Annotated in this window: 11 protein-coding genes; 6 read left to right on the forward strand and 5 right to left on the reverse strand. The window is 72.4% G+C overall.

What is annotated here, in order from left to right:
• The first annotated feature begins 209 nt into the window (after nt 1-209).
• The 4 genes from F9C41_RS17815 to F9C41_RS41325 all read left to right on the forward strand — a co-directional run bounded on the left by F9C41_RS17815 (nt 210) and on the right by F9C41_RS41325 (nt 7,598).
• Nucleotides 210-1,424, forward strand: coding sequence for a low temperature requirement protein A (locus F9C41_RS17815; RefSeq protein WP_196279820.1), 1,215 nt, complete (start codon nt 210-212; stop codon nt 1,422-1,424).
• Between the two features lie 156 nt (nt 1,425-1,580).
• Nucleotides 1,581-3,743, forward strand: a complete 2,163-nt coding sequence (locus F9C41_RS17820; protein WP_155387921.1) for a DEAD/DEAH box helicase — start codon at nt 1,581-1,583, stop codon at nt 3,741-3,743.
• A 74-nt stretch (nt 3,744-3,817) separates the two neighbouring features.
• Nucleotides 3,818-5,695, forward strand: a complete 1,878-nt coding sequence (locus F9C41_RS17825; protein WP_155387922.1) for a hypothetical protein — start codon at nt 3,818-3,820, stop codon at nt 5,693-5,695.
• A 157-nt stretch (nt 5,696-5,852) separates the two neighbouring features.
• Nucleotides 5,853-7,598: a protein kinase domain-containing protein gene (locus F9C41_RS41325; RefSeq protein ID WP_230689698.1), complete on the forward strand. Its 1,746-nt coding sequence runs from the start codon at nt 5,853-5,855 to the stop codon at nt 7,596-7,598.
• A gap of 65 nt (nt 7,599-7,663) precedes the next feature.
• Here the strand turns inward: F9C41_RS41325 and F9C41_RS17835 are convergent, their stop codons facing one another.
• From F9C41_RS17835 to F9C41_RS17850, 4 genes are all read right to left on the reverse strand, one after another.
• Nucleotides 7,664-8,608, reverse strand: coding sequence for a hypothetical protein (locus F9C41_RS17835; protein WP_196279821.1), 945 nt, complete (start codon nt 8,606-8,608; stop codon nt 7,664-7,666).
• Complete coding sequence (locus tag F9C41_RS17840) at nt 8,605-9,096, reverse strand: hypothetical protein (protein WP_155387923.1); 492 nt, start codon at nt 9,094-9,096, stop codon at nt 8,605-8,607. Before F9C41_RS17840 ends, F9C41_RS17835 begins: the two co-directional genes overlap by 4 nt.
• The gene (locus F9C41_RS17845; protein WP_230689699.1) at nt 9,093-10,361 is read right to left on the reverse strand and encodes a macrolide family glycosyltransferase; all 1,269 of its coding nucleotides are present in this window, start codon (nt 10,359-10,361) and stop codon (nt 9,093-9,095) included. Before F9C41_RS17845 ends, F9C41_RS17840 begins: the two co-directional genes overlap by 4 nt.
• Before the next feature lie 184 nt (nt 10,362-10,545).
• Complete coding sequence (locus tag F9C41_RS17850) at nt 10,546-13,332, reverse strand: AAA family ATPase (protein ID WP_155387924.1); 2,787 nt, start codon at nt 13,330-13,332, stop codon at nt 10,546-10,548.
• A 329-nt stretch (nt 13,333-13,661) separates the two neighbouring features.
• Between F9C41_RS17850 and F9C41_RS17855 the strand changes: the two genes are divergently transcribed.
• Nucleotides 13,662-15,143 carry a putative bifunctional diguanylate cyclase/phosphodiesterase gene (locus tag F9C41_RS17855; protein WP_196279822.1) on the forward strand — a complete coding sequence of 494 codons (1,482 nt, stop codon included), beginning with the start codon at nt 13,662-13,664 and terminating at the stop codon, nt 15,141-15,143.
• The gene (locus F9C41_RS17860; RefSeq protein ID WP_155387926.1) at nt 15,140-15,913 is read left to right on the forward strand and encodes an SDR family oxidoreductase; all 774 of its coding nucleotides are present in this window, start codon (nt 15,140-15,142) and stop codon (nt 15,911-15,913) included. The genes F9C41_RS17855 and F9C41_RS17860 overlap by 4 nt, the downstream gene beginning before the upstream one ends.
• On the opposite strand, the gene F9C41_RS17865 is transcribed toward F9C41_RS17860, so the two are convergent.
• Nucleotides 15,894-16,655, reverse strand: coding sequence for an SDR family oxidoreductase (locus F9C41_RS17865; protein WP_155387927.1), 762 nt, complete (start codon nt 16,653-16,655; stop codon nt 15,894-15,896). The genes F9C41_RS17860 and F9C41_RS17865 overlap by 20 nt on opposite strands.
• Between the last annotated feature and the right edge of the window lie 51 nt (nt 16,656-16,706).

The raw sequence follows: 16,706 nt of genomic DNA on the forward strand, positions 1-16,706 counted from the left end.
GCGCTCATGGCGATGAAGAGCGTCATCGCGCCGCCCGGCCGCGTGGGCGCAAACCCACCTCCCCCGCGCACGGAGTCAGGAGCACCCGCTTGTCGAGGTGCCTCGCCGACGCATCGGCCGCGAGGGCGTCCGATGTGGTCGGGTAAGAAAGTTGTCGGGCGGGCCGCGGGCCCATAGCGTTGCCGGGCAGCCTCACCACAGGGAGCCTCGTGAATCACCCGCCGCTCGCCGCAGACCCCGTCGTCGACACCCCGGCCGCTCCGGCCGCGCACCACGAGGAGCAGCGGGTCGCCTGGGCCGAGCTGTTCTTCGACCTGATCTGGGTGTTCGCGATCACCCAGATCACCACCACCCTGGCCGGCGCGCACAGCGTGGGTGAGGCGGCCCGCGCCGTGCTGCTGTTCCTGCCGCTGTGGTGGGGCTGGGTCGGCACGACACTGGTCGCGAACCTGGCCGGCAGCCGTGTCGACCGGGCCGCGGGCCGGCTCGTGCTGTTCGGCGCCGCCGGCTGCGGCCTGCTGGTGTCCGTGTCGATCGGGCAGGCCTACGGCGACCACGCGATCCTGTTCGCCGTCGCCTACGCCGTGCTGCGGCTGGTCCTGTGGGCGGTCCGCAGTGGACTGTCCGGTGCGTCCTGGCGCCCCGCGCTGGAGCCGTTCGCGGTCGCGCTGTTCGTCAGCGCCCCGCTCTACCTGGCCGGCGCCGTGCTCGGCGGCCCGTGGCAGACCGCGCTGTGGGTGAGCGCCGCGCTCATCGAGCTCAGCAGCCCGCGGCTGCTCCGCCGGAGCCTGAGCGAGCTGCGGTTCGAGACCGCGCACCTGCCCGAGCGGTTCGGCCTGGTGCTGATCATCGCGCTGGGCGAGACCGTGGTGGCCACCGGGAACCAGGCCGCCGCGGGCCGACTCGGCCCGGCGGAGCTGGTCGCGCTGCTGCTCGCGTTCACGCTGATCGTGCTGCTGTGGTGGACGTACTTCCACTACGGCGCACCGGCGGTGCGGCACAGCCTGGAGCACACCCCCGCGCAGTCGCGCATCGTCACCGACGTGTTCAGCTACGCCCACCTCGGCTACGTCGTGGCGATCGTGGCGGTCGCGGTCGGCCTGAAGAAGCTGCTCGCCCATCCCCTGGACGTGCCGCACAGCCTGCCCGAGCTGCTGCTGGCCCCCGGTGTCGCGCTGTACCTGTCGGGGTTCTGCTACGCGCGCTGGCGCATGTTCGGCGCGGCGACCCTGCAGCGCTCCGCCGCCGCGGTCAGCTGCTGCGCCATCGCCGCTGCTGCCGTCGTGCTGCCGATCGTCGCGACGGCCGCGCTGCTGGTCGCCGTCCTGCTCGCGCTCAACGGTTTCGAGGCCTGGCTCATCCGTACGCACCGGCCCCTGCCGCTGCTGCGGATGCCCGGCCGGAGGGCCTCCGCCGAGGTTTGACGCGCCTGATCGTGGCGTGACGGCGCGGCCGGCTGGGCATGAGGGTGTCGGACCGGCTTGCCGGCGGGTCACTCGGGTCCGACACCGAGTGGCCCGCGCCGCGGGAGTAGTCCAGGGTCCGTGCCGTCCGGCGCGGCGGGGTGAAAGGAGGTCACGATGGTCGCCACCGCGCACAGCGCGCAGGCGCGTGCCCTGGTCACCGACGCCGCAGACACACAGCGGACCGCCCGCACCCTGCTCGACGCCGAGCAGCGCCTCGTCACCGAGATCCGCGAACTCGCCACCGGCCACCGCCGGCAGCTGCTCGACGAGCGCCTGCACCAGGCCGACCTCACGCGGCTGCGGGAGGCGGCCGGCGGCCGGCTGCGGCTCGGACCACTGCAGGCGGCGGGGTTCACCACCGTCGGCCAGCTCATCGCCCGACGCCACCAGCTGCACCAGTACCCCGGCATCGGGCGTACGACCGTCACGCAGCTCGAGGCGGCCATCGAGACGCTGGCCGAGACCGTCGAGGCCGACACCGTGCTGCGCCCCGACCCCGACCGCCGCTCGCCGGCCGACACCCACCTGCTGCGCTCACTGCACCGGCTGGCCGTCGTGCGCCGGCGGGTGCGGCCCGTCCTCAGCCGCGCCGGCGAGCTGCACGACGCCATCGCCGGCAGCATCGACGGCGCGCGGCGCGCCAACAGCCGCTGGCGCGGCCTGTTCCGCGGCCGCCAGGGCCGCCAGGCCGATCGCGAGGCACTCGCCGCGCTCGACGCGGCCCTGCGCTCGCCGCGGCTCGAGACCGCCCGCACCAGGGTGGTCGCGGCCACGACGGCCCTCTCCCGCGAACCGACCGACAAGCAGCTGTGGCAGAAGTACCAGGCCGACGCCGCGACCTACCTGACCCTGCTGGCCGAGGTGACCGGCCGGGAGACCGGCGGGCGCGGCCCGGCCGAGCACCTGCCGCCCGACGACGCCGCCCGCATCGACGAGTTGCGCCTGGACACCAGCCTGCTGAACTCCACCCTACGCGGCTACCAGTCCTTCGGCGCCAGGTTCATGCTCGTACAGCGGCGGGTGATCCTCGGCGACGAGATGGGCCTGGGCAAGACCGTCGAGACGCTCGCGGCCATGTGCCACCTGGCCGCGCGGGGCGAGCGGCACTTCCTGGTGATCTGCCCGCCGAGCCTGGCCGGCAACTGGATGCACGAGATAAAACGGCACTGCAAGCTGACCCCTCGCCTGCTCTACGGCGGCGACGTCGCCAAGGCGAACGCGGTCTGGCGCGCGCAGGGCGGCATCGGCGTGACCACGTACACGGCCCTGGACCGGCTGGACCTCACCGGTGTGGAGGTCGCCATGGCCGCGTTCGACGAGGCCCACTACATCAAGAACCCGGAGGCCAGGCGCACCCGGCAGAGCCGCCGGCTCATCGAGCGGGTCGAGCGGGTCGCGCTGCTGACCGGAACCCCGCTGGAGAACCGGGTGACCGAGTTCGCCGTGCTCACCGAGCATGTGAACCCCGCCGTCGCCAGGCAGGCCGCGGCGGCGCCGTCGGCCGAGGCGTTCCGCCACGCCATCGCCCCGGCATACCTGCGCCGCAACCAGTCCGACGTGCTCGCCGAGCTGCCCGCCCGGATCGAGAACGTGCTGCCGGTGACGTTGACGGCCGACGAACTCGGCGCGTACCGCAAGGCCGTCTGGGAAGGACATTTCATGACCATGCGCCGGGCCACCTTCGGCGACCCGGCGAAGACCTCGTCCAAACTCGACCACATCCGTGAGATCACCGCTGAGGCGCTGGCCGAGGGACACAAGGTCGTCGTGTTCTCGTACTTCCGCGACGTGCTCACCGCGGTCGCGGAGGCGCTGGGCGCACGGGCGCACGGGCCACTCACCGGCTCGACTCCCCCGCTGCAGCGTCAGCAGGTCATCGACGCGTTCACCGCCAGCCGGAAACCGGCCGTGCTGGTCAGCCAGATCGAGGTGGGCGGGGTCGGCCTGAACCTGCAGACGGCCTCGGTGGTGATCCTGGTCGAGCCGCAGTGGAAGCCGAGCACCGAGGAGCAGGCCATCGCCCGCTGCCACCGGATGGGCCAGGTCCGGCCCGTGCAGGTGTTCCGGCTGATCGCCGAGGACACCGTGGACACCAGCGTGCGCGAACTGGTGGCGACCAAAGCCGCGATCTTCGACGAGTACGCCCGGCGCAGCGCGTTCAAGGACGCGAACGCGCAGGCGATCGACGTAAGCGACAACGACAGCAAGCGCGCCGCCGCCGAGCGCCTGATCATCGAGAAGGAGCGGGCCCGCCTGCGGGACCGGGGCGACGAGTGACCTGGCGCAGTCAGCACCGCTGACCGCACACCGACCGGTCGGACAGCGTTGCCCGTCTCGGCTACGTTGTGCCGATGCGTCGCCCCGGCACCCGCCTGCTCGCCCTGCTCACGCTCTGGCTCGTGCCGCTTTTCCTGCTGCGGACGGGCTGGCATCTCGCGACCGACGACAAGACGAGGATCGTCGACGCGAACCTGACGTTCGGAGGCGACGACCCGGTTCTGGTGCTCGTCACGGTGGTCTGGTGGACCTGGGCCGTGCTCGCCGCCATCGCCGCCGTCGCGGGTCGGCCGGAGCCGATGCGACGGGCGCTGCGGTCCCTGCCGGTCGCGCTGGCTGCCTTGCTCGGCGCCCTGCTGGTGTTCGTGGTCGGCTTCCTCGCCTTCGGCCTGGTGATTCCCGGCGGACTCGTGGTCGGCGGCCTGGCTCTGCTCATCGTGATCATCGTGCTCGCGCCGGTCATCGCACGGCTGGCCGTCACCGGCCCGGTCGCCGTCCTCGCGCAAGCTCGTGGGCTCGCGGCCTTCTCCCAGGCATCCGGCCTGGTCCGCGGGCAGGTCCCGGTGACCACCGTGATCACCGTATTCGGCGTGGTGGCTCCTGTGCCGGCCATCGGATGGCTGATCGAGAACACTCGGCCCGCGGGCTTTGTGCCGGGTGTCCTGCATTGGCTCGCGACCGATGCCGCCCTCGTCGTGGTCGCCGCCGTGCAGGCGCGGTCGTTGCTCGCGGCGTATCAGGACTGCCTGCCGGGACCCGGACCCGTCGCCACGACGCCGTCGGCGGGGCCGTCGCCGCGGCTGCTGGCCGGGGCCGGGGCCATGCTCGCCATGTCCGGCCTGCTGGCCGGAGGCACGGTCGCGCTCGACCGGCTGCCGCAGGTCACGACGCTCACCCCGTCGGACATGAACCAGCACCTGATCAAGGTGGGTTGGCCTGCCGGGCGCCATCCCATCTTCATCGGGCAGCACTTCGTCAACGACTGCCTCGACGAACAGTGCAGCGACGTCAAGACCACCGACCTGTCGGTCACCATGTTCGACCCGACGGGATCGGCGGCGATCGCTGCCGACGGTGCGGTGTTCGCGCTGGGCCAGAAGCAACTCGAACACTGCGACGCGCAACGCCGATGCCGGCACACGGACGGCCTCCTCGAGATCCTCGCGGACTCGGACGCCGATGCGGTCGCACTGTCGGCAGAGGGTGACCTGCTGATCGCGACCGCCACCGCGGTCGGTGAGCGCGCGAAGGCCACCCAGGTCGAGCTGGGTCTGGTGCACTGTCGTGACGTGCTGTGCGCGGATTCGCGTACCACCAGGCTCGGCGTCGTCCAGGCCGGTATGAAACATTCCGGCGGCTGGCGGCAACAGGTGGTGGCGCTGGCGCTCGACAGCGCCGGCCGTCCGGTCGTGGCGCTGCGGTCCTACCACGCAGGAGCGCGCGACGGCTGGCCTGCCATGGCGGGGTTCACCGAAACGCCGCCGGCGGGCCCACCGGGCGAACTGTGGGTGGCCCGATGTGACACTGCGGACTGCCGGCACGCCCGCGTGGACCAGCCGTCCGCGGACGACATCGACGATCTGGCGCTGCTCCAGTTCGATGCCATGCTCGGCTGTCTGCGCAGCGACTGCGGCCCCGACGTGCCGGTCGCGACGATCGCGCGGCCGCAGGGCGGCGCCTACGCGGTCCTCGTCGAACCACGCGAACGGGACGGATTCTGGATCCGGGTCGGCGAGCGGTCGGACGAGATTCAGGCCACGCTGCTCGTCTGCGCCGATGCCACCTGCCGGCAGGCACGGCGGATCCCTCTCGAATTCGGCCAGCTGGGCAGCAGCAACCTACCGAGGCCACTGCCGAGCGAGATATGGATCATGGCGGTCAACCCGGACGGGCGGGTGCTGCTCACCCGTCCGAGACACAACCCCACCGACATCCATGTCGTCCAGCCGTGATTCTCATCCCGTGACGGATCCCGTCCGTGCAGCGCGGGGCGCATTCCGCCGTCGGGGTGAGACACCCGGGCACCCGCTCCAAAGTCCACAGTCGGGGGACGTACCCTACTGCGAGTCGGGAATGGCTCTGCGGTTCTGGCCTGCGAAGGTGGTCGCGTTGGTCCGTGCGGGAACGGTGCTCGCCGAACGGTATCGGCTCGAGCAGCGCGTCGGCAGCGGCGGCATGGGTGAGGTGTGGCGGGCCTTCGACGAGGTGCTGGGCCGCACCGTCGCCGTCAAATGCCTGCTGGACAGCCACCCGGACGACCCCAGCTTCGTCGCCCGGTTCCGTACCGAGGCACGCGTCATGGCCACGATCAGCCACCCCGGCGTGGTGGAGGTGCACGACTTCGGCGACGACCCCGCAGCGGGCGTCTACCTGGTCATGAAATACATCGACGGCGAGTCCCTGGCACATACCCTGGCCCGGGTCGGACGGCTGAGCGCCGAGGCGACGATGCGGCTGGTCGCCGACGCCGCCGAGGCGCTGCACGCGGCCCACGAGAAGGGCGTGACCCACCGCGACATCAAGCCCGGAAACCTGCTGCTGCGGGCGGACGGCAGCACGCTGGTCACCGACTTCGGCATCGCCCGATCGGCCGGCGCGACCGGTTTCACCACCACCGGCTCGCTGGTCGGCACCGCCGGATACCTCGCGCCCGAGCGGGCGATGGGCCGTCCGGCCACGCCCGCCTCGGACATCTACGCGCTCGGCATCGTGGCATACCGGTGCCTGGCCGGCCACATGCCGTTCACCGGCGACAGCGTGGTGGAGATCGCGATGCGCCACGTCCACGACGATCCCCTGCCACTGCCGCCGGACGTGCCCCCCGGCGTGCGCGCGGTGGTGGCGCGGGCGATGGCGAAGGACCCGGAGCTGCGCTGGCCCACCGGTGCCGCGCTCGCCGAGCAGGCGCGGCTCGCGGCGGTGGCGGACACGTCGGAGCCCCTGTCCCCCACGGCCGCGACGCCGTCCGGGCCGACCCGGCCCCAGGCCGTGGTGGCGGTGCCTACCCGTGACCAGTCGGTTGCCGGCGTGCGTCGCGGCAGGCGGCCGCTCGGTTACGCGGTCGCGGGGCTGGCCCTCGCGGTCATCGCGACGGCCGCGATCGTCCTGCGCCCGGCCGACGACCCGCAGCCCCAGAGCCTCGCGGCGAGCCCGGAGCCCAGCACGTCCGGTTCCGCCGCAGCCGGTGACGCCACGACTCCGGCGGCCAGCCCGAGCGCCACGAATCTCGCGCCGAGTTCGGGGGCGGCGAGCCCCGCGCCGAGGTCCGGCGCAAGCCCGAAGCCGAGCGCCCGAACCGCGTCGCTCGCGACGCCGAGCAACCTGACGGCGACACCGATCAGCGCGAGCACGATCCGCCTGCGCTGGAAGGACACCTCATCCGGCGAAGGCGGCTTCACCGTCATCAACGGCAACACGTCGCGCGACGTCGCCGCCGACACCACCACGTACGACTGGACCGGCCTGTCGCCCGCGACCCGCATGTGCTTCAAGGTCCGCGCGTTCGACTCCGCCGGAGTCTCGGACTATCACCCGACCGCGAACGATTGGGTCTGCGTCATCAGCCTGTCCGGCTCGGGACCCGTGGCACCCGGCAATCTGACCGCGACGGCGGTCGGCACCGGAACGATCCGCCTGCAATGGACCGACCGCTCGTCGGACGAGGACGGTTTCACCGTCACGACCAGCGACACGTCCAGGAACGTCGGAGCCGGCACGACGGAGTTGAACTGGGACGGCCTGGCCCCCGGCACCTACATGTGCTTCAAGGTCCGCTCGTACCACTCCGCCGGCGTCTCGGCCTACGCCCCGACCGCGGAGAACGACTGGGTCTGCCTCACCACACCGACCACCTAGGCTCGCGCGCGGCTGCGATGGAGGACCCGACGACCACGCGGGTGCCCTGCTCCAGATCGCGCGCCTCAGGCCGGCGGGCTCTCCGGTTCCGCGGGGGCGCCGACCCGGTCCCGGATCAGCGCGATCACGGTGTCGGCGGTCCGGTCGAGGTGGCTGCGGCCGTCGGGCAGCTTGGCCTGCGGGCTGATGTAGCTGCGCGGACCGACGTGGGTGGCCGGGTCGAGCCAGTGCACGGTGATCTTCCCGTCACGGACGGCCCGGTTCCACCCGCTCCAGCGGAACAGCGGCCAGCGCTGCGGAAAGATCCACATGCCGGTGCGCTCGATCCAGTCACTGGCCGCGGTGAGCCGGTCGAGGTGCTGGGCGTGGCTGATGTCGTTGGCGCCGTTGTAGAACCCGCCGAGAGTGATCAGCCACAGCGGGCAGCGCAGCTCGGACCACAGCTCCTCCACCGCGCCGGTGGCGACCTGGGCGCCGCCGCTGTAACTGAGCAGCACCACCGGGATGCCGCTGTCGGGGGTGTAACCGGCGAGCCGGAGCTGGGCGGCGATCTGCGATCCGACGGCGCGGTTGTACAGCGGACGGTACCGGCGGTCGGCGGCGACGAAGATCTGCATCACGTTGTGCAGGAACAGCACCAGCCCCATACGGCGGCGCAGCCAGATCCACACCGGCCGGTTGGCGAGCGGGTAGGCCAGCGGGGAGTAGGGCTGCACCTGGCCCAGCACCCTGAGCTCCGGCGCCCTGCCGAGCAGGGATTTGACGAGCTGGCCGCCGTCGCGGGTGTCCTGGAAGCGGCGTTTGCCGATGCCGTCGAGGTAAACGAGGTAGGCGGCCGGAGGGCGGTCCGCGTCCGCGCCCCGCGCGTAGGGCACGCGCGGGGGAAGCGCGGTGTCGGGAGTACGCCAGCCCGCGGTGTAGGCCAGCAGCTCATACCGGGAGAGCAGGGCTTCGGCGAGCAGCACCGGTCCGATTCCGAAAAGCAGCAGCAGAAGCGCGAACTCGATCACCGGAGCGGCTCCGGCACCGTGGTCCTGTTCAGCCTCGCGACCAGGCGGCGGACGCCCTCGACGGCGATGCCGAGCCCGGCTCCCGCCACAGCCACGCACCCGGCGGCCGCCCACCAGCCGATCCCCGCCACCGGCACGAGCGCGGTGGCGAGGCCCGCCCCCACGCCCACCATGAGCAGCAGGTGCAGTAGCGGCCCGAGCAGCGGAAACGCCAGGATTGCGGCGAGCAGCAGCGGGGCGACCAGACCCGGTGTCCAGACCAGCACGCCCTGGTCGGTCGTCGAGGTGGGCAGCACCAGCTCGGCGAGGGTCCATGCGGACAGTGGCCAGAGTGCGAACACCGCGGCGTCGACGAAGGCACCGGCGACCACCAGCCAGATCGCCCGGGTGTGCGAAACGCCGGACAGGCGCGCCACCAGGGGCAGCAGCCGCCCGATGGCCTCGGACAGGCCGGCGAGCAGCAGCAGTACGGCGACGAAGAGGGTCACCGTTCAGCCCTGCGCGGCAGCTCGACGGGCCCCGGCTCGGTGACGCCGGCCTGCCGCAGGTAGCGCTCGAGTTCGTCGGCGGCGAGGGGGAATCCGCTCGCCTGACGCTGGGCGGCCTGCAGGGCGCGCACGCCGTCGCGGAACCGGGGCTCACCGAGCACGCGCTGGGCGAGGGCGCGTACGACCTCGACGTCGGCGTCCTCGGTGCGGATGGACAGACCGGCGTCGAGGTCGACGATGCGGCGGGCCGTCAGCGTCTGGTCCGCGCCCTGCGGGACGGCCAGCATCGGGACGCCGGCGTACAGGGCCTCGTTGACGCTGTTGACGCCGCCGTGGGTGACGAACAGCGCGGCGCGGGCCAGCACCTCCAGCTGCGGCACGGAGCTCACGGCGAGCACGTTCTCCGGCAGGGGACCGAGCTCGGCGGGGTCGGTGTGGCCGGTGGCGACGACCACCGTGCCGCCGAGCGGGGCCAGCGCTGCGGCGAAGGTGCGCAACAGCCGCGGGCCGGCCTCGAACACCGTGCCCATGGAGACGTACAGCACCGGGTCCCGCAGCCGGGCGGCGGGGAACGACGGGTCGGCCGGGCGGGCGCCGATGCTCGGTCCGACGAAGCGGTAGGACCGGTCGAAGCTGTCGGCGTCGGGGTGGAACGCCTGCGAGGTGTAGACCAGGTTGAGCGGCTGACGGATGTCCGCCAGGTCGGTCAGGGGCACCGCCCGCATGTCGTACCGGCGGCGCAGTTCCCAGCGGGCCCGCAGGTATCCCGCCGCGCTGCGGGGCATGGTCGCGGCGGCGGCGAGCAGCCCCCAGGAGGCGCGGGTGGGGCTGGGCACGTGCCGGTTGAACGCGAACGTGGTGAACGACGACGCGGCCGGCACGCCGAGTTCGCGGGCGGCCACCGGCCCCCACAGACAGGCGGAGTCGTGCACGACCAGGTCGGGCCGGGCGCCGCGCAGATCGGCCAGGACACCGGGCAGCACCTGCACCGCGGTGCGCGCGAGTTGTTCGAGCAGGGTGATCGGCGTCGGCGGGCCCGACATCGGTATCTCGCGGCCGGAGTACAGGAACACCCGTGCGCCGGTGGCCGCGATCTCCTCGGCGTGGGCGGGCGTCGTGTGGTAGGTGACGGTGTGGCCACGACGGACGAGCTCGGCCGCGAGCGGCAGTGTCGGGTTGATGTGACCGTGCATGCCTATGTTGAGGAAGGCGACCGTGCTCATCGTCCGGCCCTGGCCGGGGAAGGGGTCGGTGCCGGGCACCATGCAGCGATCATGATCCGCTTTACCTCCGCGACAGAGCATCGCGCTCGTTCGCGCCCAGTATGGCAGCCCAGAATGATCCACTCGGCCGGGACCCCTGGTAGCGACGGGTGTCGACCCGAGGGGCGGATCCGCGCCGGGTCATGCCCCCGCACCGTCGCACGAGTCGCTGGGTCGGCTCTTCCGGTCATACCGGCTCCGACGGTTCGGCGACCGGCAGCGCCGCGTGAAGGTACCGGCGTGAGCTCACGCCGAGCTTCGTGAACACGTTGCCCAGGTGCCATTCGACCGTACGCGGGCTGATGAACAGCTGGGCGGCGATCTCCGGATTGGTGTGACCGTCCCTGGCGAGCCTGGCGATCTGCGCTTCCTGGCCGGTCAGCTCGCTGAGCGCGCTGACGTTGCGCTTGCGTACCGTCTCCCCCGTCGCGGTCAGCTCCCGCCGGGCGCGCTCGGCGAACCCGTCCGCTCCGGACCGGGTGAACGCATCGTGGGCGGCGCGCAGCTGCACCCGGCTTTCCTGGCGGCGGTTCTGGCGGCGCAGCCACTCGCCGTAGACGAGGCGTGCGCGGGCCAGATGAACGGCGATCCGGCAGCGCCCGAGCTGGTCCACGGCTTCCTGATAGTGCGCCTCGGCGGCCGGGCCGTCGGCCAGCAGCCCGCGTAAGCCTGCCTCGATGCCGCGCGCCCATGCGGTCGCGCTGGCATGGGTGCTCGGGACGAGCCTGTCCAGCGCGGCCTCGGCGGTGTCCCGATCGCCGTTGCGGGCGGCCGCCTCGACCAGTTCGATCAGCGCCCAGCCGAAGAACCCCAGGTCCTCGTGCGCGCATGCGCGGGTGGCAGCGGCCTGCGCGGCCTCGTAGCGGCCGAGGCCGTTGTGCAGCAGCGAGGCTGCGTACTCGGCCAGCGCCAGCGCGCGGCCTTCACCCTGGGCGCTCGCATCCCTGATGCCGGCCTCGATGGCGGCCAGCGCCTGTGGCTCCTGCGCCCGCCAGGCATCCAGCAGCAGCGAGGCGTACCTCAGCGGCGTGCTGCCGATCGCCTCGGAGATCGCGGCCGACTCGTCGACCAGCGTCGCCGCGGTGTCGAAGTCGCCTGTGTGCAGGCAATAGTTCGCCTGGTAGGTCAGCGCGATCGGAAGGACCGACAGCGTCCCGGCCTTGCGGGCGATGTCGGCGCCGCTGGTGGTCAACTCGTGCCAGGCGTCGTCGTCCCACACTTCCGGTGCCAGTGGCTCCGGGGTCACCGGGCAGGCCAGCCAGAGCCAGCCGACGATCTTCGCCGCGTCGGAGTCCTGCTCCCGGCGTAGGGTGCGCAGCGCGTTCTGCAGCGCGCCGACTCCGCCGGCATAGCCGCCGATGATCCGGTCGGTGATGCTGTCCAGCAGCACGTCGACCGTCCGGGGCGGTGTCGAGGCGTGCGGTCCGGCGCGGACCGCCAACGCGACCTCGACCTCGCCCGGGCCGAGTCGGCCGGCGAGGATAGCCGCCCCGACGGCCTCCAGCAGCGTGTCACGGGCGAGCGCGGCATCGAGCGGCGCCATCCGGGCCGCGGCGTCGAGCAGCAGCCGTGGCGCGTCACCGCCGCGCACCTGGGTGCACACCAGCCTGGCGCGCAGCCGCTCGAGCCTGGCCCGCTGCAGATCGTCCATCGGGCCGGCCTCCGCGACCGCCAGCAGGTTGTGGGTGTGGTCGACGGCACCGACCTCGAACGCGGCCTCGGCCGCGGCCAGCGCCCGGGCGACCCGGCGGGCGGGGTCAGGTGTCAGGTCGGTGGCCCAGCGCAGGAAGGTGGCGGTCGCTGCGGCTCCACCCCGGCGGTGCGCTCGCGCGGCGGTGCGCTCCAGGTCGGCGGCGATCCGCTCGTCGGGTTGGGTGGCGGCGCGGGCGCGATGCCAGGCTCGGCGGTCGGGGTCGAGTGCGGGGTCGGTCGCCTCGGCCAGGGCCAGATGCGCGGCGCGGCGTTGCGCCATGGTCGCGCCCCGGTAGACGGCCGTGCGGACGAGCTGTTGGCGGAACCGCACCCGGGCGCCGATCTCGATCAACCCGGCCGCCTCCGCCGGCGCGCCGGCGGAGGCAGGAATGTCCTGGACCTCGGCTGCGCGCCAGAGCAGGCCCGCGTCGCCGGTCGGATCGGTCGCGGCGATCAGGAGCAGCTGCCGGGTGTCCTGCGGCAATGACTGGACCTGCTGCTGGTAGGTGCTCTCCAGGTGGCTCGTCGCGGAGCGGCCCTCGGGGTGCCAGAATCCACCGGCCGGCTCCGCCGGTGCGAGCGTGCGCGGCACCTGAAGCAGGGCGAGGGGGTTGCCGCGCGCCTCGGCGACGAGCCGGTCGCGGACCTGCGGGTCGAGTGGCACCCGCACGACGGAGGCCAGCAGTGTGCGGGCGTCGGTGTCGCTGAGGCCCGACACGGTGAGTTCGGGAAGGCCGGGCAGCACGGGCGGTCGGGCGGGCTCGCGTACCGCGAAGATCAGCGCCACCGGTTCGGCCTGCAGTCGCCGGGCCACGAACGCGAGCGCCTGCAGGGAGGCGTGGTCGATCCATTGGGCGTCGTCGACCAGGCAGACCAGGGGCTCGTCCACAGCGGCGCCTGCGAGCAGGCTCAGCGCCGCCAGCCCGACGATGAACCGGTCCGGCGGCGGGCCGCTCTGCGCGCCGAACGCGACGGACAACGCCTCGCGCTGTGGTGCGGGCAGTTGCGGCAGCCGGTCGAGCATGGAGGCGAGCAGCTGGTGGAGGCTGGCGTAGGGCAGTTCCATCTCGGATTCGACGCCGGCGACGGTGGCGACCGCGAACCCGGCCGCGTCGGCGGCGATGTGGTCCAGCAGAGCGGTCTTGCCGATCCCGACCTCGCCGCGCAGCACGAGGATCGCACTGGTGCCCGCCCGCGCCTCGGCCAGCACACGTTCGAGTGCCGCCGACTCACGGCGCCGCCCGATCAGCCCCACGGGTGTTTCCGTTGCGAATGCGCTCATCTCAGGTTCATTTCCAACCGTTGGTGCGCAAAACGGTAATTAAGGTCATCCTACCCAATGCGCGGGCATCGATCAGCGCGGCGGCGAGCAGGACCGCCCTACTCGACCATCCGCAAATGGGGCACATAACCGCATTTAGCTACTGGCGAGCACGAACGGAGCTGCTCGGACGGCTCGGCGGCCCCGGGGACGGGCTCCCGGGGGACGCGACCCCCGGGGGTTCCCTGGGGCGACGAGGGATCCTATCGGCGACCGTGGACCAGTCGGCGCCATCCGCCGACTTCCCCACGACGCGCCGCCACGGCGCAAGCCCCGGAGGGCCGGACAACGTGAGTGTTCCAGAGATCGAGATCGACCACGGCCCGCGTGACACCGCGGTCCGCAGCGACGTCGTCGCAGGCGCCCACGTCGCCGAGCACGCCGGCGACAACCTCCACACACCGCCGACGCAGCCGATGCCCCACCCGCACCCGTCCCGCCAGCACACCAGGCACGACCCGTTGACCCGGCTGCCCAACCGCGCCATGCTCAGACACGCTCTGCTCGCCGCCCTGTCCCCCGCTGCCACGCAGCGCCCGGTCGGGCTGTGCCACCTGGACGTCGACGGGTTCACCGCGATCAACCACACCCTCGGACACGACGTCGGCGACCAGCTGCTGCAGACGATCGCCCAGCGCCTGTCCGCCCGGCTCGGCGAAGGCTGCCTGCTCGCCCGCACCGGCAGCGACGAATTCACCGTCCTGGTGACCTCGTGTTCTCACATCACCGACGTCACGAACATCGCGGACACCATCCTGCAGGCGATCCGCGAGCCCATGGACATCGGCGGACGGCGGCTGCACGTGACCGCCAGCGTCGGCGTCGCCGCCCACACCCCGCAGCTCGGCTCCGCCCACCAGCTGATGAGCGCCGCCGAGTCCGCACTGTCGCAGGCGAAGTCCGCCGGCCGCGACCGCTACCGCCGGTTCGACCCGGACCTGCATGCCCGGCAGCTCGCCCGGCACGAGATCGCCCGGGCGCTGCCGCAGGCATTGGCCCGCGGCGAGCTGTTCGTGGAGTACCAGCCGATGGTGCGGGCCGACGACGGCGAGCTGCACGGCGTCGAGGCACTGGCCCGGTGGCGGCATCCGCAGCAGGGCGTGCTCGGCCCGGCGCAGTTCATACCGGTAGCCGAGGAACACGGGATGATCGACAAGGTAGGGATGTTCGTGCTGCGTACCGCCTGCGCGCAGGCCGGGACGTGGAAGGCCCGCCATCCGGGCCGCCCCCTCGTCATGAGCGTCAACATCGCCCCGGCGCAGGCTGACGACCCGGCGCTGCCCGGCCTGGTGGCCGGCCTGCTCGCGCAGCACGGCATCGACCCGGCCATGTTGCAGCTGGAGATCACCGAAAGCAGCATGATGCCGACCGCCGGGCAGGCTGTCGAGACGCTACGAGCGCTGGCCCGCCTCGGCGTGCGCATCGCCATCGACGACTTCGGCACCGGCTACGCGAACCTCACGAACCTGCGGTCACTGCCGGTGCACCACGTCAAACTCGCGCGGCAGTTCGTCACCACACCCGACGACGAACTCGCCGAGCGGGTCGACTGCGTCCTGATCGCGACGGTCGTACGGCTCGCCCGCAGCCTCGGCCTCGGCGTCATCGCCGAAGGAGTCGAATCGCAGGCGCAGGCACAGATCCTGCGGCGGCTCGGCTGCGACGTCTTCCAGGGATACGTGTACGGCAGGCCGCAGTCACCCGAAGCCATCGACGCCCGCCTCAGCAACACGTCCGGGCGCGAACGTAAAAGAAGGGGCAGTCGACCATGAAGATCACCGTCATCGGATCCAGCGGCCTCATCGGCTCGCACCTCACCCGGCAACTGCGGGTCCGGGGCCACGACGTCGTGGCCGCCGCACCCGGCACCGGAGTCGACACCGTGGCCGGAACCGGCCTCAGCGACGCGGTGGCCGGTGCCGATGTCGTCGTCGACGTCACCGACGCGCCGTCGTTCGGCGACGCCGCGGTCATGGACTTCTTCCAGACCTCCGGGCGCAACCTGCTGGCCGCCGAACTGGCTGCCCGGGTGCGCCATCACGTGGCACTGTCGGTCGTCGGCGCCGACCACATGCCCGCCAGCGGCTACATGCGTGCCAAGGCCGCCCAGGAACAGCTGGTCGGATACGGGCTGGTGCCGTACACCATCGTGCGCTGCACCCAGTTCTTCGAGTTCCTGAACAGCATCGCCTGCGTCAGCAGCCGGGACAGCGGCACGATCCGCCTGTCACCCGTGCTCATGCAGCCGATCGCCGCCCAGGACACCGCCACGATCCTCGCGGACATCGCCGAAGGCGAACCCCGTGGCGGCCACCTCGACATCGCCGGACCCGAGCGACTGCGCCAGGACGAGCTCGTCCGGCGGCTCCTGGTCGCCCAGCACGACCCCCGCGCCGTCGTGGCCGACCCGACCACCTACTACTTCGGAGCGGCCGTCGACGACACGACGCTGGTGCCCCCGCGGCCGTGGCAGCTGGGCAGCACACACTTCACGGACTGGCTGACCGGACGGGGCCCGGCCATCAGAGCACGCCGCCGTTGACCTGGATGACCTGACCATTGACCCAGTGCCCGGCAGGCCGGGCCAGGAACGCGACGACCTCGGCGATCTCCGCCGGTGTGCCGAGACGATTCGTCGGAGCCCGGGCGGCCAACTGGGCGAGAGTCTCGTCGTCCTTGCCCTCCAGGAACAGCTCCGTCGCGGTGGGTCCGGGCGCCACCGCGTTGACGGTGACGTCGCGACTGCCCAGCTCACGCGCCAGGATCAGGGTCATCGCCTCGATCGCGGCCTTGCTTGCGCTGTAGGCGGCGTAACCCGGCATGGCCAGCCGTACCACGGCGGTGGAGAACGTGATGATCGCGCCGCCGGCGCGCACCCGGCGCGCGGCCTGCTGCGCCACCATGAACGTGCCCCGGATGTTGGTGCGGTAGAGCACGTCGAGCACCGCCAGGTCGAGTTCGGCGACTGTCGAGGTGCGCCCGAGGCCGGCGTGCGCGGCGGCGTGGACGACCACGTCGACCCCGCCGTAGGCCGACTCGGCCGCGTCGAACAGCGCCGCGACCGAAGCCTCGTCCGACACGTCGGCGCGCATGCCGAGCGCCGTCCCGCCGGCCGCGGTGATCTCCTTGGCGACCGTGTCGGCCTCGTCCTGGTTGCGCGAGCAGACGACGACGGCGCATCCGTCGCCGGCGAGCAGGCGTGCCGAATCGCGGCCGATACCGCGTGAGCCGCCGGTGATCACAGCCACGCGGGGCTGGGCGCCGGCGGTCGTGGTGCTCGTCATGGTGTTCCCCCGTTCCTGCCGCCCGCCGCGGAAGGCAGCACCGGTGGCGGG

It is taken from the genome of Catellatospora paridis, from assembly GCF_009720365.1.
GTDB lineage: Bacteria > Actinomycetota > Actinomycetes > Mycobacteriales > Micromonosporaceae > Catellatospora > Catellatospora paridis.